The organism is Bacillus sp. AR4-2, assembly GCF_008274865.1.
GTDB classification, from domain to species: domain Bacteria; phylum Bacillota; class Bacilli; order Bacillales; family Bacillaceae_G; genus Bacillus_A; species Bacillus_A cereus.
Genome location: NZ_CP031062.1, coordinates 5,056,988 through 5,077,377, shown reverse-complemented (window position 1 = coordinate 5,077,377; position 20,390 = coordinate 5,056,988). Strand labels below are relative to the sequence as shown.

Below are 20,390 nucleotides of genomic sequence, written 5' to 3'. Positions count from 1 at the left end.
AAGCGCCTGAAATAAGGCGCTTTTTTTAATATTCATTTAACATTTCATCGATTGTAAATTTGATTCCGTGATAAGCAAATAAAGCTACTATTAAACTTGGGAATCCGTAGCGATTACCTTCATCGTCTGGAATAAGACCTTTTAACAGTTTTGTATCAATATGTACGTCTGTATATCGTTCGAGTGATTCCGTACCTTCTTGAAGAGCAGAAATGCCGACAATAGAGTGTCCCTCTTCTTGTAGTTTTTTTGCAATTTCTACAACCGCTTCATCTGTTGAAAAACGGCTAATAAGAAGTACACGATCTGCAGAAGTTACTTCTACTTCTTTACCATTTTCAAATAAGCGTTTTGCTTGCTTCATTGGTTCAGCACCGAATAGTGCCTCGGCAACAACGCCCTCCATTTCATTTGTACCATGTAAATAAATGAAACCATCGCCAACTAGTGCTTGAGCAAGTAAACGAGCGCTATCTTCTATATTCATTTCTTCTTTTTGAGAAACTCTGGAGAAATAACCACTTAATTGAGTTGAAAAAATTTTTAACATAATGTTACTCCCTTCGTACGTGTTTGCCGGCTTTCATTATAATTTATTTTTTTAGAAAGGTGAAATCGTAGGGTAGCATAACAAAATAGGAAACGGTAAAATAAGAAAGAATAGGAAGGAATTTGCCAAAGAATAGCGAAAATAAATCGTTAAGATATAAGAAGCTTTAAATCTTGTACTTACACAGAAAGGTTGGGAATTATGGAAGGTAAAATTTTAATCGTTGATGATCAATATGGGATTCGTGTGTTATTACATGAAGTGTTCCAAAAAGAAGGTTATCAGACATTCCAAGCAGCGAATGGATTTCAAGCTTTAGATATCGTGAAAAAAGATAATCCAGATTTAGTAGTGTTAGATATGAAAATTCCAGGCATGGATGGTATAGAGATTTTAAAGCATGTAAAAGAAATTGATGAGAGTATTAAAGTAATTTTAATGACTGCTTATGGAGAGCTTGATATGATCCAAGAAGCAAAAGATTTAGGAGCTTTAATGCATTTTGCTAAACCATTTGATATTGATGAAATTCGTCAAGCTGTGAGAAATGAGCTCGCTGTAGAGGCGTAAAAATGAATTTTTTATAAAAAATATGGAAAAAAGCGTTTACATGGACTATTGTGCAGGTGAATACGGTTGAGTTTTTGAGTACAAGTTGTTATCCTATTGAGTGTAGAAAAAAGTCCGGTATGTAGATATACATATTTTACCTTATTCTGGTCATACTACCAGCGATAAGAACTTATCGGATACAAAAAACGTTTTTTAGGAGGATTCACCATGCCTTTAGTTTCTATGAAAGAAATGCTAAACAAAGCACTAGAAGGAAAATACGCAGTTGGTCAATTCAACATGAACAACTTAGAGTGGACTCAAGCTATCTTAGCTGCTGCGGAAGAAGAAAAATCTCCTGTAATCCTAGGTGTATCTGAGGGTGCAGCTCGTCATATGACTGGTTTCAAAACAGTTGTAGCTATGGTTAAAGCTTTAATCGAAGAAATGAACATCACTGTTCCTGTAGCGATTCACCTTGACCATGGTTCAAGCTTCGAAAAATGTAAAGAAGCAATTGATGCAGGTTTCACATCTGTAATGATCGACGCTTCTCACCACCCATTCGAAGAAAACGTTGAAACTACTAAACAAGTAGTAGAATACGCACACGCTCGTAACGTATCTGTTGAAGCTGAGCTTGGAACAGTTGGCGGACAAGAAGACGACGTAATCGCTGAAGGCGTAATTTACGCTGACCCAGCAGAGTGTAAGCACCTTGTTGAAGCAACAGGTATCGATTGCCTAGCTCCAGCTTTAGGTTCTGTACACGGTCCTTACAAAGGTGAGCCTAACTTAGGATTCGCTGAAATGGAACAAGTTCGTGACTTCACTGGCGTACCTTTAGTATTACATGGTGGTACTGGTATCCCAACTGCTGATATCGAAAAAGCTATCTCTTTAGGTACTTCAAAAATCAACGTAAACACTGAGAACCAAATCGAGTTTACAAAAGCTGTTCGTGAAGTATTAAACAAAGACCAAGAAGTTTACGATCCTCGTAAATTTATCGGACCTGGCCGCGACGCTATCAAAGCAACTGTTATTGGTAAAATTCGCGAATTCGGTTCTAACGGTAAAGCGTAAGAATAAAATTCCGTTTTGGAAACCGTCTAGTCTTTTAGACGGTTTCCTTTCGTTGTATAATGAAAGCGTGAACAAGTCTAAAGATTTTATCATTTTTGGTTTTTAAATAGAAAATAATGTGCATAGTCCTATTAATAAATGTGATAACGTATCTAAATTGATAAAGTGAATTCGATGAATAGTTGATCTTTATCTATTCGTGCTACAGGAGAAATGAAGATAATGGTTTCCTATTTATTGAGTTTTGGGATGGAAAGAGTAATTGAGATTCTTAAGGGGAGCTTTCTATAAAAAGATAGAAAGTAAATACATTCACAAGAAGGGAGCTCAATATGGAAAAATTGCTAATTGAAGGCGGAAGAGCTTTAAATGGAACAATTCGAGTAAGTGGTGCAAAGAACAGTGCCGTTGCATTAATTCCAGCGACAATTTTAGCAGATACTCCAGTAACTATTGGTGGTGTCCCTAATATTTCGGACGTGAAAATGTTAGGAGACTTACTAGAGGAAATTGGAGGGAAAGTAACTTATGGACAGGAGGAAGAGATGGTAGTCGATCCTTCTAACATGGTTGCAATGCCTTTGCCAAATGGAAAAGTGAAAAAATTGCGCGCTTCTTATTATTTAATGGGTGCAATGCTTGGCCGTTTTAAAAAAGCTGTTATTGGGCTTCCGGGTGGATGTCATTTAGGACCGAGGCCGATTGATCAGCATATTAAAGGGTTTGAAGCGCTAGGTGCACATGTTACGAATGAACAAGGTGCCATCTATTTAAGAGCAGATGAGCTACGCGGGGCACGTATTTATTTAGATGTTGTTAGTGTAGGAGCTACGATTAATATTATGCTAGCAGCTGTACGAGCGAAAGGTAGAACTGTTATTGAAAATGCAGCGAAAGAGCCTGAGATCATTGATGTAGCTACATTGTTAACAAGCATGGGAGCACGTATTAAAGGTGCTGGTACTGATGTAATCCGAATAGATGGTGTTGACTCTTTACATGGTTGTCACCATACTATCATTCCAGATCGTATTGAAGCTGGTACGTATATGATTCTAGGAGCTGCATCAGGAGGAGAAGTAACGGTTGATAACGTTATTCCTCAGCATTTAGAATCAGTTACTGCAAAGCTAAGAGAAGCTGGTGTTCAAGTTGAAACGAACGATGATCAAATTACGGTGAACGGTAATAGAAAGTTAAAAGTAGTTGATATCAAAACGCTTGTATATCCAGGTTTTCCAACGGATTTACAACAGCCGTTTACGACGCTTTTAACAAAGGCACACGGGACGGGAGTTGTAACAGATACAATTTACGGTGCCCGTTTCAAACACATTGATGAACTACGTCGTATGAATGCTCAAATTAAAGTAGAGGGTCGTTCGGCAATTGTAACTGGTCCTGTGTTACTGCAAGGTGCAAAAGTGAAGGCGAGTGATTTACGAGCAGGAGCGGCACTTGTTATTGCAGGGTTAATGGCAGATGGAATTACAGAAGTAACAGGACTTGAGCATATTGATCGAGGTTATGAGAATATAGTGGACAAGCTTAAAGGGCTTGGTGCAAACATTTGGCGAGAACAAATGACAAAGCAAGAAATTGAAGAAATGAAGAACGCATAAGTGATACTTCCGCAAGGGGGAAGCGAAGCATCACTACTTGCGGAAGTACACTTTATAGAAAAACACGGTTCACAAAATACGGCAGAAATATAAAGGCTTAAAGGAGAGGGATTATCGTGGAAAGAAGTTTATCTATGGAGTTAGTACGTGTAACAGAGGCTGCAGCTTTATCATCAGCGCGTTGGATGGGGCGCGGGAAAAAGGATGAGGCAGACGGTGCAGCAACATCAGCTATGCGTGATGTATTTGATACAATTCCGATGAAAGGTACAGTTGTAATTGGTGAAGGTGAGATGGATGAAGCACCAATGCTATATATCGGAGAGAAATTAGGTACAGGATATGGACCACGTGTAGACGTTGCGGTTGATCCTTTAGAAGGGACAAACATCGTAGCAGCTGGTGGCTGGAATGCTCTTGCTGTCATTGCAATTGCAGACCACGGTAATTTGTTACATGCCCCTGACATGTACATGGATAAAATCGCGGTTGGCCCAGAAGCAGTTGGGGCGGTCGACATTGATGCGCCTATTATTGATAACTTACGTGCAGTTGCGAAAGCGAAAAATAAAGATATTGAAGATGTTGTAGCGACAGTTTTAAATCGTCCACGTCATCAAGAAATTATCGAAGAAATTCGTAAAGCTGGTGCGCGCATTAAATTGATTAATGATGGAGATGTAGCTGGAGCGATTAATACAGCGTTTGATCGTACAGGTGTAGATATTTTATTTGGGTCTGGTGGAGCACCTGAAGGTGTATTAGCAGCAGTTGCTTTAAAATGTTTAGGTGGAGAAATTCACGGAAAACTATTGCCACAAAACGAAGCTGAATTAGCACGTTGTAAAAAAATGGGCATAGAAGACATTAATCGTATCCTTCGCATGGAGGACTTAGTAAAAGGTGACGATGCAATCTTTGCAGCAACAGGCGTAACAGATGGAGAACTATTACGCGGTGTTCAATTTAAAGGTAGCGTAGGAACAACGCAATCCCTTGTTATGCGCGCAAAATCAGGCACAGTTCGCTTCGTGGATGGACGTCATAGCTTGAATAAAAAACCAAACTTGGTTATTAAATAAAAAGCGTAAGCAGCTCGTTCAGAATGGGAGGGGGATGGAGCTTCTGACGTAGAGGCGCTTTTTGCCTCGTAGGAAGAAGTGAAGCCATCGACCATTCTAGCTGCTGAAGCTGGATTAAGTAAAAAGCGGAGGTGGCTTGCTCAGAAGGGGAAGGCATTGGAACTCCTGACGAAGAGGCGTTTTGTGCCTCGCAGGAAGGGGTGAAATGACTGACCCTTCTAGCTGCTGAAGCTGGATTAAATAAAAGGCGTAAGCAGCTTGTTCAGAATGGGAGGAAGAAGTGAAGCCACCGACCCTTCTAGCTGCTGAAGCTAGATTAAATAAAAAGCGTAAGCAGCTCCTTCAGAAAGGTTAAAATGGTCGATCTTTCTAACTATCGGAGCTGGAACTAAATTAAATAAGAAGCGAAGACAAATTTTCTTGTCTTCGCTTCTTGTATTTGTGTTCCAACGTATTGATTAAAACTAGATAAAAGGGTTACAATAGTGAATATTACCCTACTTGAACTTATTGCCTTTCATTATTAATTATTTGCCTTCCGTATTTTTTCCCTTTACCCATGAAAAAAGAGAATAACGTTAAAGTGTGGTGTCTGAATGAATTTGTCAATTGCAGCATTAGAAAACATGAAATTAAAAGAGTTATACGAGCTTGCGAAAGAATTTAAGATTTCGTATTATAGCAAGTTAACGAAAAAAGAGCTGATTTTTTCTATTTTGAAAGCTCGAGCAGAAAAAGAAGGTTTCTTTTTCATGGAAGGCGTATTAGAAATTATTCAATCAGAAGGATTTGGATTCCTACGTCCTATCAACTATTCTCCAAGCTCAGAAGATATTTATATCTCAGCTTCGCAAATTCGTCGTTTCGATTTACGTAATGGAGATAAGGTTTCTGGTAAAGTACGACCTCCGAAAGAAAATGAACGCTATTTTGGGTTATTACAAGTTGAAGCTGTAAACGGAGATGATCCAGATTCAGCAAAAGAGCGTGTGCATTTCCCTGCATTAACACCATTATACCCAGATCGCCAAATGAAATTGGAAACGGAACCGAAAAAGTTACCGACACGCATCATGGATTTAATCGCACCAGTTGGATTTGGACAACGTGGTTTAATTGTTGCGCCTCCAAAGGCTGGTAAAACAAGTCTATTAAAAGAAATCGCGCACAGTGTTACAACAAATCATCCGGAAGCAGAACTAATTGTACTTTTAATTGATGAGCGTCCAGAGGAAGTAACAGACATTGAACGTTCTGTTAAAGGAGATGTTGTAAGTTCTACTTTTGATGAAGTACCAGAAAATCATATTAAAGTAGCTGAGCTTGTGTTAGAACGTGCGATGCGTCTTGTAGAGCACAAGAAAGATGTTATCATTTTAATGGATAGTATTACCCGTTTAGCTCGAGCTTACAACCTCGTTATTCCACCAAGTGGTAGAACATTATCAGGTGGTATCGATCCAGCTGCCTTCCATAGACCGAAGCGTTTCTTTGGAGCTGCACGTAATATTGAAGAAGGCGGTAGCTTAACAATTTTAGCAACAGCCCTTGTTGATACAGGATCACGTATGGACGATGTTATTTACGAGGAATTTAAAGGAACTGGAAATATGGAACTTCACTTAGATCGTTCATTAGCTGAACGTCGTATCTTCCCAGCGATTGATATTCGTCGTTCTGGTACACGTAAAGAAGATCTATTAATTCCAAAAGAACATTTAGACAAGTTATGGGGCATTCGTAAGACAATGCGTGATACACCAGACTTTGTTGAAAGTTTCTTACGTAAGCTTCGTCAAACGAAGACAAATGAAGAGTTTTTACAAAACATTGTTGCAGACTCGAAAAGGTATGTAACAACTAAGTAAAGGGAAAAAAATCAGGACTCGCTTATTTTATAGTAAGCGAGTTTTTTATGCTGTTTAGGTGATATTAAAGAGAGAGATAAGTGAGAGAACCTTAGCCAGTCAGAGCTGGATGAGCTCCCTCCAGCGGCTAAAATCTCCGGTCATTTCACTCTCTCGCATGAAGCAAAAAGCGCTTCAAGGTTGAGAGTTCGAAGTGTCCTGGATTCTGAACGAGCCGCTTCTGCTTTTAAATGATATCCAGTTCCGGTGGCTAGCTCTTCGCATCTAAGAACCTTCCGCCCGAAAGGTAAAAAGCACCTTTAGGGCGAAAGAACCTTAACTGGTCAGAGCTGAGCGAGCCACCTCCACTTTTAAGATAATATCCAGCTCCAGTGGCTAGAATGGTCGGTGGCTTCGCGTCTTCCTACGAGGTAAAAAGCACCTCTACGTCAGAAGCTCCATCCCCCTCCCATTCTGAACGAGCCGCTTCTGCTTTTAAATTGTATCTAGTTCCGACGGCTAGCTCTTCGTGTCTAAGAACCTCCCGCCCGAAAGGTAAAAAGCACCTTTTGTGCGAGAGAACCTTAGCCAGTCAGAGCTAAACGAGCCGTCTACACTTTTAATTTCAAAAGACAAAAACAGGTAGTTGCAAAATGAAGTTAGCCTTGTTATAATTTCATCATATGTGTTTCATCAATATAGTTGTGTATGCAGCTGAAGATGAAAAACTCTGTTTCGAAAATGATTCAGGGCGGAAGGAGATGAAAAGAATGAAAGCAGGAATTCACCCAGATTACAAGAAAGTTGTATTCATGGACACAAACACAGGCTTCAAATTCTTAAGCGGATCTACTAAAGGATCTAACGAAACTGTTGAGTGGGAAGATGGTAACACTTATCCATTACTAAAAGTTGAGATCAGTTCTGATTCTCACCCATTCTACACTGGACGTCAGAAGTTTGCTACTGCAGACGGACGCGTTGACCGCTTCAATAAGAAATACGGTCTTAAGTAATAAAAACATAAAACAGGCAAGTGTATGTATTCGCTTGTCTGTTTTTTTTGCGAAAATATTATACCTTTACCCTACTTTTAACTGAAAAGTAGATGAAAGGAGAGCTTCATGTACTTAATAAATCAAAATGGCTGGATTGAAGTGATTTGCGGTAGTATGTTTTCTGGCAAGTCAGAAGAGCTAATCCGCCGTGTGCGCCGTACGCAATTTGCAAAACAACATGCAATTGTATTTAAACCATGTATTGATAATCGATATAGTGAAGAAGATGTTGTATCACATAACGGATTAAAGGTAAAAGCAGTTCCTGTTTCAGCTTCAAAGGATATATTTGAACATATTACAGAAGAGCTGGATGTTATTGCAATCGATGAGGTGCAATTTTTTGATGGGGACATTGTGGAAGTGGTGCAAGTATTGGCAAATCGTGGCTATCGTGTCATTGTAGCTGGTTTAGACCAAGATTTCCGTGGTCTACCATTTGGACAAGTTCCTCAGCTGATGGCGATTGCTGAACATGTGACAAAACTACAAGCAGTATGTTCTGTATGTGGATCTCCAGCAAGTCGTACACAACGATTAATTGATGGAGAACCAGCGGCATTTGATGATCCAATTATTTTAGTTGGAGCTTCAGAATCGTATGAACCACGTTGTCGTCATTGTCATGCAGTACCTGCAAACAAAGATAAGTAAAACTCGCTGCGCAAGGCGGGTTTTTTTCAAAATAGAGAGAATGAGCGGTTTGAGCCGCTTGCGCTTTTAAATATATCTAGTTCCGGTGGCTAGCTCTTCGCATCTAAGAACCTTCCGCCCGAAAGGTAAAAAGCACCTTTAGGTCGAAAGAACCTTAGTTGGTCAGAGCTGAAAGAGCCACCGCCACTTTTAAATATATTATCTAGCTCCAGCGGCTAGAATCTCCGGCCATTTCGCTCTCTCGCTCGAAGCAAAAAGCGCTTCAAGGTCGAGAGCTCCAATGGCCTGCGATTCTGAGCGAGCCGCTTGCGCTTTTAAATATAATTTGCGTTTTTTTGAGTAAGTACCATATACTATTTGTATTAGATACTAGGATGTAGAGGTGAATGATGTGTTAGATCGTTTGCAAGCTGTAGAAAATCGTTATGAGAAGTTAAATGAATTGTTAAGTGATCCAGCGATTATTAGTGATTCAAATAAGCTTCGTGAATATTCAAAGGAACAGTCTGATATACAGGAAACGGTAGAGGTGTATCGTGAGTATAAGGATGTTCGTGAGCAATTAAAAGATGCGAAAGCAATGTTAGAAGATAAGTTAGACGCAGAAATGCGTGAAATGGTAAAAGAAGAAGTTTCTGAGTTAGAATCACAAGATAAAACATTATCAGAGCGTCTGAAAATTTTACTTGTTCCAAAAGACCCTAATGATGATAAGAACGTTATCGTTGAGGTTCGTGGAGCTGCTGGTGGAGACGAGGCAGCTTTATTTGCTGGTGACTTATACCGTATGTATAGCCGTTACGCTGAGGTACAGGGCTGGAAAACGGAGATTATTGAGGCTAGCTATACAGAGTTAGGTGGATATAAAGAGATTATCTTTATGATTAATGGTAAAGGTGCTTTCGCGAAGCTGAAATTCGAGAATGGTGCTCACCGTGTACAACGTGTTCCTGAAACGGAATCTGGTGGACGTATTCATACATCTACAGCAACTGTAGCTGTATTACCAGAGGCAGAAGAAGTAGAAATTGATATTCATGAGAAAGATGTTCGTGTTGATACATTCGCTTCTAGTGGACCTGGTGGACAGAGCGTTAATACAACGATGTCAGCGGTGCGTTTAACGCATTTACCGACTGGTGTAGTTGTATCTTGTCAGGATGAGAAATCACAGATCAAGAATAAAGAAAAAGCGATGAAAGTATTACGCGCACGTGTTTATGATAAGTTTAGACAAGAAGCGCAAGCTGAGTATGATCAAAACCGTAAACAAGCTGTTGGTACGGGAGATCGTTCAGAGCGTATTCGTACGTATAACTTCCCGCAAAACCGTGTTACAGACCATCGAATCGGTTTAACGATTCAAAAGCTAGATCAAATCTTACAAGGTAAGTTAGATGATTTCATCAATGCCTTAGTGATGGAAGATCAGGCTCAAAAGATGGAGGCAGCTGAGTAATGCGTGTCTATGAAGCCCTGAAATGGGCTTCTTCTTTTTTACAGGAAAATGGACGAGATGAAAATGCGGGAGAAATTGTCCTTTGTCATGTATTAAAGGTGAACAGAACAGGATTACTTATGAATATGCGTGAAGAAATAACTGAGGAACAAGAGAAAAGCTTTACGGAGTTTATCCATAAGCATGTAGAAGGTATTCCTATTCAATATATGATTGGTTATGAAATGTTTTATGGACGGTCTTTCTTTGTGAATGAAGAAGTATTAATACCAAGGCCGGAAACAGAAGAGCTTATAGTGGGAGTATTAGAAAGAATCGAGCGCCATTTTGGTGATGAGAAACTACATGTAGCAGATATAGGTACAGGTAGTGGAGCGATTTCTATTACGCTTGCTTTAGAAAATAAAAATCTTCATGTGTATACAGTAGATATTGCACAAGAGTCGATTGAAGTTGCAAAAGAAAATGCAAAAGCTTTAGGTGCAGAAGTAACGTTCTATCACGGTGATTTATTGTCACCATTTCATAAAACGGGTCAAAAGCTAGATGTTGTTGTTTCAAATCCTCCATATATACCGGAAGAGGATTGGCGTGGTCTTTCTCCTGTTGTGAAAGAGCATGAGCCGAAGAGAGCACTTGTTGGTGGTGAAGACGGATTAGATTTCTATCGCCGTTTTATGGAAGAATTGCCGAATGTGTTGCAGAAGAAAGCGATTGTGGCGTTTGAAATTGGAGTAGGACAAGGTGAGGATGTAAAAAGATTGTTACAACAAGCTTTTCCACATGCTCATGTTGAGGTTGTTTTCGATATTAACGGAAAAGATCGTATGGTATTTGCAGAGATGGAGTAAGGTTCACACCTTACTCTATTTTTTTGTGGGAAAATTCATATAGATTTTGAATTTAATAGTTTAGAAAGATGAAAGTCTGTCCACACTGTTTGTAGAAGGGACGGTGGAGGAAATGAAAAAACAAGTTATTGCTTATCTTCTTATACTATTAATTGGTGCACAGTTACTTGTGCAGTTTGGATATATGAAAGCTGATGCGAAAGGGCCTTCAGTTATTCCGAAAGAGGCCGTTCGATTAAGAATTTTAGCAAATAGTGATTCAGATAAAGACCAGGCATTGAAGCGTAAAGTGCGTGATGAAGTAAAAGCACAAATTGATGGATGGGTAGCGGATTTAACTTCATTTGAAGAGGCACGCAAAGTAATTCAAAGTCATATTCCAGAAATCGAGAAAACGGTGGAAAATACGTTAAAAAGAGAAGGAAGTAAAGATTCATTTCAAGTGAAATTTAGTAAGAATGTAAAGTTTCCTACAAAGGTATATGGGAATTTTATTTATCCGGCAGGGGAATATGAAGCAGTCTTAATTACAATTGGGGAAGGTGAAGGGGCAAACTGGTGGTGTGTATTATTTCCACCGATGTGTTTCTTAGATTTTTCGAGCGGGACAGCTGTAAGAAAAGAAGAGCACGTTGTGAAGGCGGAATCTCCTGAAGAGGAGCAGGTACAACTAGATGAGGAAGTAGTAGATACAGAAGAGAATAAAGTGGATAAGGTAAAAGAAACGAAAGTTGTAAAGCGGGAAGCAGTAAAAAAAGTAACAGCTTCTGAAAAGAAAGTAGTGAAAAATGAAACAAAAGTCGAAGAGCAGCCTGTAAGTAAAGAAGAAACAAAAAATGTGGAAAAAGTGGAGAAACCTGTGGAGAAAAAACAAGAAAAGCAAAATGAGTATGTAAAAGTAGAAGAGGAAGAAAAAAAGCCAGAAGTTAAATTGTTTATTGTAGAAGCTTTTACATCTTTATTCTCTAAATAGTACTATTAATAAATCCCTCCTCATATATAAAAATGAGGAGGGATTTATTATGAAGAAAGTGTATTTTGCTACGAAAGCAGATGTGGAAAGATTACATTCTTTTTTCGGACAAGCTAATAAAAAAGATGATAAAATAAATGAGTTGTACGCACAATTTATGATTTTGGAAGAGGCGGAAGAAATACGAGCTGTAATTGGTTATGAACAAAGTGGGGAAGATGTACTTATTCGTTCTTGTTTATTCACACCTCATGTGGATAAACAGACTTTCTTATATTTTTTTGAAATGTTTTTGCAGTATATGAAAGAAAAAAGTGTTCAACAATTGTACTTACTAACAAATCATCCACAATCTGTACCGATCTTTCAGTTCTTTGACTTTTTTACTATAGAAAAGGATGAGGTTCCAGAGGGAATTCAACAGCTAGAACATTTTTGTAAAAATATAAAAGAGCAGAATGCAATAATACTAAATTGTCAGCTATTCACAAAGTTATCCACGGATTAATTAGGTTTATCCACATTTTGTGGATAAACCTTGTTTGTCTTTTGGATAAATCTCATAGTAAACTAAAAATAGACAAGTATTTAAGGCTAGAAAAGGACGTGGAAAAAAATGCATACAAATATGTGGGTTGTGGATAATGTTGTGGAAAGAAAAAAATATTATCCACAGTTACAAGAAGCAGCAAAATTATTAAGAGAAAATGAGGCGGTTGCTTTCCCTACGGAAACAGTATATGGGTTAGGGGCAAACGCGATGGATGATGAAGCAATCGCGAAAATTTTCGAAGCGAAAGGAAGACCGAGTGATAATCCACTCATTGTCCACATAGGTACAAAATCTCAGTTAGATGGGATTGTGAAAGAAATTCCACCAGTTGCAGAGAAGTTAATGGCGCATTTTTGGCCAGGACCATTAACAATTATTTTGCCGAGAAAAGAAGGAATTTCAGAGAAGGTGACGGCAGGACTTAATACGGTTGGAGTAAGAATGCCTGATCATCCAATTGCACTTGCTCTTATTGAAGAGGCGAATGTACCTGTTGCGGCACCAAGTGCGAATCGTTCAGGGCGTCCAAGTCCAACATTAGCTTCTCACGTATATGAAGATTTGAATGGGAAGATTGCAGGTATTGTTGATGGTGGTGCAACTGGAGTAGGCGTTGAATCAACTGTAATTGATTGTACAAGCACGGTTCCAACAATATTACGTCCAGGTGGGATTACGAAAGAACAATTAGAAGCGGTGATAGGTACTGTTTCTTTAGATCCAGCTTTAAAGGATGAGAAGGAAAAACCGAAATCGCCTGGAATGAAATACACACATTATGCGCCGAAAGCACCACTTAGTATTGTTGAGGGCTCACGTGAGTTTATTCAGCATCTTGTGGATGAGAAAAAGAAAGAAGGATTTAAAGTAGGCGTATTAACGACAGAAGAGTACCAGTATGTATATAGTGCAGATGTTATATTATCTTGTGGTGTTAGAAGTGACTTAGCTAGCGTTGCGACTAAATTATATGATGTACTTAGAACATTTGATGCAAGTGAAGTGGATGTTATTTTTAGTGAGTCATTCCCTAATGAAGGAATAGGGAATGCAATTATGAATCGTTTAACAAAAGCGGCAGGACATCATATTATTATTGAATGATAAGGTAAGATTAGCAAACAGAATATTTCTCCTTGGATAAGCATATTGTGAAGTAGCACGTCCAAGGAGGGGCATGAATGACGTTTGAACAGCTAATACCTTTAATAATTATGGCATTCGCCTTAGGGATGGATGCGTTCTCGGTGAGTCTTGGTATGGGGATGATGCCCCTAAAGTTAAGACAAATCCTGTATATTGGTATGACGATAGGTATATTTCATATTATTATGCCGTTTATAGGAATGGTACTAGGTCGTTTTTTATCAGAGAAATATGGAGATATCGCACATTTTGCGGGTGCTATTTTATTAATCGGACTAGGGTTTTATATTGTATATTCGACCATTTTACAAAATGAAGAGACTAGAACTGCCCCTATTGGAATTAGTTTATTCGTATTTGCATTTGGCGTCAGTATAGATAGTTTCTCAGTAGGGCTTAGTCTTGGTATTTATGGAGCACAGACAATTATTACGATTTTACTGTTTGGATTTGTTAGCATGTTATTAGCGTGGATTGGTTTATTAATTGGGAGACATGCGAAAGATATGCTCGGTACATACGGTGAGATAGTAGGTGGTATCATTTTGGTTGGGTTTGGATTATATATCCTTTTTCCTATATAATTTTATGTAGGAGGGAATTATGAACAAGCTATTGGAATGGTATGTTAAATTTTTAACCTTCTTTCCTCGATGGCTAAGAAGACTTATAATTTGGGGTATTATTTTGCAAATTTCGATGTTAGGTTGGATTAAGTTAATTCGTGAATGGTGAGATAGTTCCTTTCTGTGAATATTTTGTTTGTACTATATTTATTACGCTAAAAATTACAGATATAGAAAGGATGAGATGAATGACGAGATTGAAGCAAGTTTTTGGTATTATTATTAGTTTTTTTGTTTTTTGGTTTAGTATGCTCGGTGTACAAATGTTTGCTGAGTTTTTAGATATTGAGTCATTGAAATTTGTTGCGGGAAAGACTGAGGCGGCGCGTGCCTTTTACTCTCCGTACCCGTTTTTAATTGTTTTTCTTATTACATTGCTTTCCCTATACTTCTTCGTAATTAAGCTAGGGAAGCCGAAAAAAGAGAAAATGCCTACTTTAGAGGAAAAGAAGGAAGAATTACAAATATAAAATCCCCTGCTAAAAAGCAGGGGATTTTATATTTGAGTGATGGGAGGAATCTAGCCCCATTGCTTTTAAATATATCCAGTTCCAGCGGCTAGCTCTTCGCATGAAGCAAAAAGCGCTTCAAGGTCGAGAGCTTGAAGTGCCCTGCGATTCTGAGCGAGCCACTTCCGCTTTTAGATATATCTAGCTCCAGCGGCTAGAATGGTCGGTGGCTTCGCGTCTTCCTGCGAGGCAAAAAGCGCCTCTACGTCAGAAGCTCCATCCCCCTCCCATTCTGAGCGAGCCGCTTTCGCTTTTAAACTGGCCTAACCAATTCAAATTGTTCTCCTAATTTTGCATAGTTGTGTCCTGCTAGGCGGCTTATTGGTTTGAGTCCTTCGGCGTGAATGCGCCCTTTTTCATATAGATGTTCGGCAACGTGGAAACGAACGACGCGTCCAATTAGTAGATCACAAGCTGGTGAGTCTTCCGTTCCGCCAAGTGGAATTGCACGTTCTAATACGCATTCCATTCGAATATTTGCTTCTTTTACACCTGGAACGGAGATGACTTCACTTTCAATTGGTGTTAGTTTTGCTAGTTCAATTTCACTTTCATTTGGCGGGAGGTTAGCTGCTGTTTCGTTAATTGCTGCTACATATGATTCGTCAGAAATATGTACGACAAATTCTCCTTTTTCAATTGCGTTTCGGGAAGTGTCCTTTCTTTCTCCTGCTTTTCGTTGTACAGATACTGAGATAAGTGGTGGATTAGCAGCGACAATATTGAAATAACTATATGGTGCTCCGTTTAGTACACCTTCTTTTGTTACAGAAGTAACGAATGCGACAGGACGAGGGATGATACTTCCAGTAAGTAATTTGTAATTATCTTTTTCAGTTTGTTCATTTGGATTAATGGATAACATGCTTGTAATCCCCTTTCTAAATATGAATACTTATTGTTTGTTTACAAGATAACGATGAGAAAATCCTGCTGGAAATAATATTTTGTTTCATAAAAAGAACTTACTTCAATTGTAATGAAGTAAGTTCTTTTTCAAGAATCTCAAATTTGAGATAAAAATTAAAGTAAAACGTATGCGCCAGGTCCGATTAAAGCTACACCAACAGCAACAGCGATTAACATTAAGTTATATTCATATCCGTTTTGTGTTACCCAGTAACCATTTTTTCCGTGAACAGTGAAGATAGCCATTAACATTGTTCCAACGATAAATAATGAACCAACTACAATGAAAATACCTGATGCGAATAAGAAACCACCTAGTAATTCAGTTGCGCCAGCCATAAATGCCATAAATACACCAGGACGTAAACCGATTGACTCCATCCAGCCACCTGTTCCTTTTAAACCGTAACCGCCGAACCAACCAAATAATTTTTGAGCGCCATGACCCATGAATGTAATTCCTATAATAAGACGAATAATAAGTAGACCGAAATCCATCATTTTTAAAAACCTCCTAAAAGTTATTAACTTACCTTATGTAAGTAATAATAAAATAGTTACTTACTATAGTCAAGTAGATTTTGAAAAAAGTTTGAATTAAATTTTACAAATTAACAACAAAAAATAAAATGTAGTAAAGACCTCTAGACAAGTTGGGCAAAAAAAGAGAAAATATAAATAGAAGTTAACTTCTAATTGTTATTCAGACAATCAGAATTGACTGGAATTTTGTGAAGCGCTACAATAAGAGTCTATTAGTAATGACGTAATTTATTTCGAAAGCGTTTTTACAGTATAATATTCGAAGTATGAAGTCTTACATGTATCCCGAGCTTTACTAGGGATTGCCCTATAAACTTTTAGGTAAATTATAAGGAGGACTATCCTATGTTTAAAAAATTATTCGGTCTTGGTTCAAAAACAAATGAAGAAACAATCGTAGCTCCATTAACTGGAGCAGTGAAAAATATTGAAGAAGTACCAGATCCAGTATTTGCTGGTCGTATGATGGGTGACGGTGTTGCAATTGATCCTACTGAAGGTGTAGTTGTATCTCCAGTTGATGGTGAAATCGTACAATTATTCCACACAAAACATGCTATCGGAATTAAAGCGAAAAACGGTACAGAAATTTTAATCCACGTTGGATTAGAAACTGTAAAAATGGAAGGCGAAGGTTTCGAAGCTCACGTTTCTGAAGGCCAAGCTGTAAAAGCTGGAGATAAATTAATCTCATTCGACTTAGAATTAATCCGTGAAAAAGCGAAAAGCACAATTACTCCAATTGTTATTACAAACACAGATGCAGCTGAGTCTATTAAGACAACTGTAGGCGTAGCAGCTACAAAAGGTTCAACAGAAGTAATGAAAGTTACAATGAAATAATTGCAATATAAGAGGAATCCGTTTCGTATGAAATGGATTCCTTATTTTTGTTGCGTGTTCAGTATGTATGTTAAAATACTCTAGGCACTTGGAAATAGGGTTTCACATATATGTGGATAAGGCGCATTTTTCTTAGAAAAAATATAAGAGAAATGCGCCTTTTGTATATTCACATTTCTTTTGTTCTATTCTAATGTAAGTTATGATGAATGATAAGAAATCGAATATAGGGGTGGGTTTGAATGAAACGAGTGTTATTTGTTTGTACTGGCAATACATGTCGTAGTCCAATGGCTGAGGCGTTGCTTCGTCATCACGGAGGAGATAAGTTTGAAGTGCAATCTGCTGGTGTTTTCGCCTATCCTGGGAGCGATGCATCGGTACATGCGAAGGAAGCTTTAGCTGAAAAAGGAATTTCAATTGATCATGCGGCGCAGCAAGTAAATGAAACTTTGCTTGATTGGGCTGATATTGTCGTAACGATGACAGAAAACCATAAGCAAATTGTACTTGGGCATTATCCGAGCGTTGAAAAGAAATTAAATACGTTATATGGATTAACTGAAGGTATAGGCAAGGACATTTCAGATCCATTTGGAGGCTCGCTTTCTATTTATAAAGAAACGTTAGATGAGATGGAAAAACTTGTACAAACTTTACTGAAAAAACATTCAGTAGGTTGATGTTTCGTGTATAATACGATATTGGAGATCACTTCTTCCTATATGAGGTAGCGAGTGTGAAATGAAGATAATTGATTGAAACTTTGGAGGGGTAAAAATGAAAGTAGTAATAGCATCTGATCACGGCGGTATGAATATCCGCAAAGAACTTGTAAGTTTATTAGAAGAGTTAAATATTGAATATATTGATTTAGGTTGTGAATGTGAAGCTGGTTCTGTTGATTACCCTGACTTTGCGTTTCCAGCAGCTGAAATGGTAGCGAATGGTGAAGTAGATCGTGGTATTTTAGTTTGTGGGACAGGCATTGGTATGTCAATCGCAGCAAACAAAGTAAATGGTATCCGTTGTGCGTTAGTTCATGATACTTTCAGCGCGAAAGCGACGAGAGAGCATAATGACACTAACATGCTAGCAATGGGCGAGCGTGTAATTGGTGCTGGTTTAGCGCGTGATATCGCGAAAATCTGGTTAACAACTGATTATGAAGGTGGTCGTCACGAAAACCGCGTAGGAAAAATTAAAACATACGAAACAAAGTAATAGATTCTAACTATCAGTAGTGTGAAATATAATTTGGTGAACCAACCTGTGAAAGGAAGAGGCGTAATGACAGAAATCGTAAAGGTAAGAGAACAGCTACAAATGTCGCTTTCTGATTTCCAAGAACAAGCTTCATTACAAAGCGGTCAAGTTTTTGTAGTGGGTTGTAGCACGAGCGAAGTGCTAGGCGAAAGAATTGGAACATCAGGAACGATGGAAGTAGCAGAGGCGATTTTCTCTGAGTTAAAACAATTTCAAGAGCAAACAGGTATTGAATTAGCGTTTCAATGTTGTGAGCATTTAAACCGTGCTTTAGTAGTTGAGAGAGAAGTAGCGATAAAATATCAATTTGAAATTGTAACAGTTACGCCTGTTAGATCAGCAGGTGGTGCATTGGGGACATACGCGTATCACAATTTGAAAGATCCGGTAGTAGTTGAGTTTATTAAAGCTGATGCAGGAATGGATATTGGTGATACATTTATCGGTATGCATTTAAAGCATGTAGCTGTTCCGGTTCGTACAAGTGTGAAGGAAATTGGAAGTGCGCATGTAACGATGGCCAAAACACGTGGAAAACTAATTGGTGGAGCACGTGCTGTCTATGCGGCAGTGGAAGAGACTACCACTTGCCGTTAAATATGAGAAATTAGAAAGTCATATAGTACCTGTTTATCATAAGGTAAAAGGTATGTTGTCTGACTTTATAATAGAAGAAAGAAAAGACCGATTTTCGGTCTTTTTTTTCTTTTATGATATAGAAAGTCATGTTAGAATGTAGTTGAAAACATGAAGGTTCGAAAGAATTACAACCTGAATTTTCGTTTTTTCTGAATAAATAAGAAAAAACTGTTGGGAATCGATGTAATTCGTTCAGAAAAGGGGGATTTTGGTGGATCATTTAAAACGTCAAGATGAAAAGGTATTTGCTGCAATTGAGGCAGAACTAGGAAGACAGCGTTCAAAGATTGAGTTAATTGCTTCGGAAAACTTCGTAAGTGAAGCAGTAATGGAGGCACAAGGTTCTGTTTTAACGAATAAGTATGCTGAAGGATATCCTGGAAAACGTTACTATGGTGGCTGTGAACACGTAGACGTAGTAGAAGATATCGCACGTGATCGCGTGAAAGAAATTTTCGGCGCAGAGCACGTAAATGTTCAACCACACTCTGGTGCACAAGCGAACATGGCAGTATACTTCACGATTTTAGAGCAAGGCGATACAGTACTTGGTATGAACTTATCTCATGGTGGTCACTTAACACACGGAAGCCCTGTTAACTTCAGTGGAGTACAATATAATTTCGTAGAATATGGCGTGGATGCTGACTCTCACCGTATTAATTACGATGATGTATTAGCAAAAGCGAAAGAACATAAACCAAAATTAATCGTTGCAGGTGCAAGTGCATACCCTCGTGTTATCGATTTCAAGCGATTCCGTGAGATTGCAGATGAAGTGGGCGCTTATTTAATGGTTGATATGGCACATATCGCAGGTTTAGTAGCTGCTGGTTTACATCCAAATCCAGTACCACATGCACATTTCGTTACAACGACAACACATAAAACGTTACGTGGTCCGCGTGGTGGTATGATTTTATGTGAAGAGCAATTTGCAAAACAAATTGATAAATCAATCTTCCCTGGTATTCAAGGTGGTCCACTTATGCACGTAATCGCTGCAAAAGCTGTTGCATTTGGTGAAGCACTTCAAGATGATTTCAAAACATATGCACAAAATATCATTAACAATGCGAACCGCTTAGCTGAAGGTCTTCAAAAAGAAGGACTTACACTTGTTTCTGGCGGAACAGACAATCACTTAATCTTGATTGATGTTCGTAACTTAGAAATCACAGGTAAAGTAGCAGAGCACGTATTAGATGAAGTTGGTATTACAGTGAACAAAAATACAATTCCATTTGAAACAGCAAGCCCATTTGTAACAAGTGGTGTACGTATCGGTACAGCAGCTGTAACATCTCGTGGTTTCGGTTTAGAAGAAATGGATGAAATTGCGTCACTTATTGCTTATACATTAAAAAATCATGAAAATGAAGCTGCGTTAGAAGAAGTACGTAAGCGTGTAGAAGCGTTAACTAGCAAATTCCCAATGTATCCAAATCTATAATAGATTGAAGAAGACTGCCGAGACTTAATTGTTTTGGCGGTCTTTTTTTTGGACATATATTATTTTTAAAGTATGTATACAAATGATGAATAAATTTTGGCGATATAATGAAGGATACAGCTCCCATAATTGGTAAAGATACTAGATAGATTCATTGTAAAATCATGAT

At 38.4% G+C, this 20,390-nt stretch carries 23 protein-coding genes; 20 read left to right on the top strand and 3 right to left on the bottom strand.

Annotated features, from left to right (window positions below; translation table 11 throughout):
* Window positions 1-25: 25 nt before the first annotated feature.
* A complete protein-coding gene (locus tag DN399_RS26335; RefSeq protein ID WP_000912404.1) occupies window positions 26-550 on the bottom strand; it encodes a DUF2529 domain-containing protein in 525 nt (174 codons plus the stop codon).
* 201 nt (window positions 551-751) lie between these two features.
* On the opposite strand from DN399_RS26335, the gene spo0F reads away from it, so the two are divergent.
* The 15 genes from spo0F (at window position 752) to DN399_RS26260 (ending at window position 14,529) form a co-directional block, all read left to right on the top strand.
* Complete coding sequence (gene spo0F / locus DN399_RS26330) at window positions 752-1,120, top strand: sporulation initiation phosphotransferase Spo0F (RefSeq protein ID WP_000398594.1); 369 nt, start codon at window positions 752-754, stop codon at window positions 1,118-1,120.
* A gap of 210 nt (window positions 1,121-1,330) precedes the next feature.
* Window positions 1,331-2,188, top strand: a complete 858-nt coding sequence (locus DN399_RS26325) for a class II fructose-bisphosphate aldolase (RefSeq protein ID WP_001131855.1) — start codon at window positions 1,331-1,333, stop codon at window positions 2,186-2,188.
* Window positions 2,189-2,520: 332 nt separating this feature from the next.
* The gene (gene murA, locus DN399_RS26320; RefSeq protein ID WP_000413254.1) at window positions 2,521-3,810 is read left to right on the top strand and encodes a UDP-N-acetylglucosamine 1-carboxyvinyltransferase; all 1,290 of its coding nucleotides are present in this window, start codon (window positions 2,521-2,523) and stop codon (window positions 3,808-3,810) included.
* 116 nt (window positions 3,811-3,926) lie between these two features.
* Complete coding sequence (gene glpX / locus DN399_RS26315; protein ID WP_000442340.1) at window positions 3,927-4,892, top strand: class II fructose-bisphosphatase; 966 nt, start codon at window positions 3,927-3,929, stop codon at window positions 4,890-4,892.
* A 596-nt stretch (window positions 4,893-5,488) separates the two neighbouring features.
* A complete protein-coding gene (rho, locus tag DN399_RS26310) occupies window positions 5,489-6,760 on the top strand; it encodes a transcription termination factor Rho (protein WP_001053903.1) in 1,272 nt (423 codons plus the stop codon).
* A gap of 749 nt (window positions 6,761-7,509) precedes the next feature.
* Window positions 7,510-7,755 carry a type B 50S ribosomal protein L31 gene (locus DN399_RS26300; RefSeq protein ID WP_000643433.1) on the top strand — a complete coding sequence of 82 codons (246 nt, stop codon included), beginning with the start codon at window positions 7,510-7,512 and terminating at the stop codon, window positions 7,753-7,755.
* A gap of 108 nt (window positions 7,756-7,863) precedes the next feature.
* Window positions 7,864-8,451: a thymidine kinase gene (locus tag DN399_RS26295; RefSeq protein ID WP_000280859.1), complete on the top strand. Its 588-nt coding sequence runs from the start codon at window positions 7,864-7,866 to the stop codon at window positions 8,449-8,451.
* 391 nt (window positions 8,452-8,842) lie between these two features.
* Window positions 8,843-9,910, top strand: a complete 1,068-nt coding sequence (gene prfA, locus DN399_RS26290; RefSeq protein WP_000887064.1) for a peptide chain release factor 1 — start codon at window positions 8,843-8,845, stop codon at window positions 9,908-9,910.
* Window positions 9,910-10,761, top strand: a complete 852-nt coding sequence (prmC, locus tag DN399_RS26285; protein ID WP_001267065.1) for a peptide chain release factor N(5)-glutamine methyltransferase — start codon at window positions 9,910-9,912, stop codon at window positions 10,759-10,761. The genes prfA and prmC overlap by 1 nt, the downstream gene beginning before the upstream one ends.
* Before the next feature lie 112 nt (window positions 10,762-10,873).
* Window positions 10,874-11,734, top strand: a complete 861-nt coding sequence (spoIIR, locus tag DN399_RS26280) for a stage II sporulation protein R (RefSeq protein WP_048534681.1) — start codon at window positions 10,874-10,876, stop codon at window positions 11,732-11,734.
* 49 nt (window positions 11,735-11,783) lie between these two features.
* Window positions 11,784-12,242, top strand: coding sequence for a GNAT family N-acetyltransferase (locus DN399_RS26275; RefSeq protein ID WP_000758437.1), 459 nt, complete (start codon window positions 11,784-11,786; stop codon window positions 12,240-12,242).
* A 108-nt stretch (window positions 12,243-12,350) separates the two neighbouring features.
* Window positions 12,351-13,391, top strand: a complete 1,041-nt coding sequence (locus DN399_RS26270) for an L-threonylcarbamoyladenylate synthase (protein WP_000557354.1) — start codon at window positions 12,351-12,353, stop codon at window positions 13,389-13,391.
* Between the two features lie 77 nt (window positions 13,392-13,468).
* Complete coding sequence (locus tag DN399_RS26265) at window positions 13,469-14,017, top strand: manganese efflux pump MntP (RefSeq protein WP_000142475.1); 549 nt, start codon at window positions 13,469-13,471, stop codon at window positions 14,015-14,017.
* 19 nt (window positions 14,018-14,036) lie between these two features.
* Window positions 14,037-14,168 (top strand): hypothetical protein, encoded by a 132-nt coding sequence (locus tag DN399_RS28505; RefSeq protein ID WP_001037634.1) that lies wholly within the window; start codon window positions 14,037-14,039, stop codon window positions 14,166-14,168.
* 79 nt (window positions 14,169-14,247) lie between these two features.
* Window positions 14,248-14,529, top strand: a complete 282-nt coding sequence (locus DN399_RS26260) for a DUF3935 domain-containing protein (RefSeq protein WP_000197473.1) — start codon at window positions 14,248-14,250, stop codon at window positions 14,527-14,529.
* A 292-nt stretch (window positions 14,530-14,821) separates the two neighbouring features.
* On the opposite strand, the gene DN399_RS26255 is transcribed toward DN399_RS26260, so the two are convergent.
* Both DN399_RS26255 and DN399_RS26250 read right to left on the bottom strand, forming a co-directional pair.
* Window positions 14,822-15,433 carry a flavin reductase family protein gene (locus DN399_RS26255; RefSeq protein ID WP_000949055.1) on the bottom strand — a complete coding sequence of 204 codons (612 nt, stop codon included), beginning with the start codon at window positions 15,431-15,433 and terminating at the stop codon, window positions 14,822-14,824.
* Window positions 15,434-15,591: 158 nt separating this feature from the next.
* Window positions 15,592-15,978, bottom strand: coding sequence for a DoxX family protein (locus DN399_RS26250; protein WP_000968616.1), 387 nt, complete (start codon window positions 15,976-15,978; stop codon window positions 15,592-15,594).
* 387 nt (window positions 15,979-16,365) lie between these two features.
* Between DN399_RS26250 and DN399_RS26245 the strand changes: the two genes are divergently transcribed.
* The 5 genes from DN399_RS26245 to glyA all read left to right on the top strand — a co-directional run bounded on the left by DN399_RS26245 (window position 16,366) and on the right by glyA (window position 20,221).
* Complete coding sequence (locus tag DN399_RS26245; protein WP_000473665.1) at window positions 16,366-16,863, top strand: PTS sugar transporter subunit IIA; 498 nt, start codon at window positions 16,366-16,368, stop codon at window positions 16,861-16,863.
* Between the two features lie 242 nt (window positions 16,864-17,105).
* Window positions 17,106-17,546, top strand: coding sequence for a low molecular weight protein arginine phosphatase (locus DN399_RS26240; protein WP_000832373.1), 441 nt, complete (start codon window positions 17,106-17,108; stop codon window positions 17,544-17,546).
* A gap of 97 nt (window positions 17,547-17,643) precedes the next feature.
* On the top strand, window positions 17,644-18,087 hold the full coding sequence (gene rpiB / locus DN399_RS26235) for a ribose 5-phosphate isomerase B (protein WP_000869542.1): 444 nt from the start codon (window positions 17,644-17,646) through the stop codon (window positions 18,085-18,087).
* 66 nt (window positions 18,088-18,153) lie between these two features.
* A complete protein-coding gene (locus DN399_RS26230) occupies window positions 18,154-18,726 on the top strand; it encodes a TIGR01440 family protein (protein WP_000136386.1) in 573 nt (190 codons plus the stop codon).
* Between the two features lie 253 nt (window positions 18,727-18,979).
* Window positions 18,980-20,221 (top strand): serine hydroxymethyltransferase, encoded by a 1,242-nt coding sequence (gene glyA, locus DN399_RS26225; RefSeq protein WP_000349806.1) that lies wholly within the window; start codon window positions 18,980-18,982, stop codon window positions 20,219-20,221.
* Window positions 20,222-20,390 lie beyond the last annotated feature (169 nt).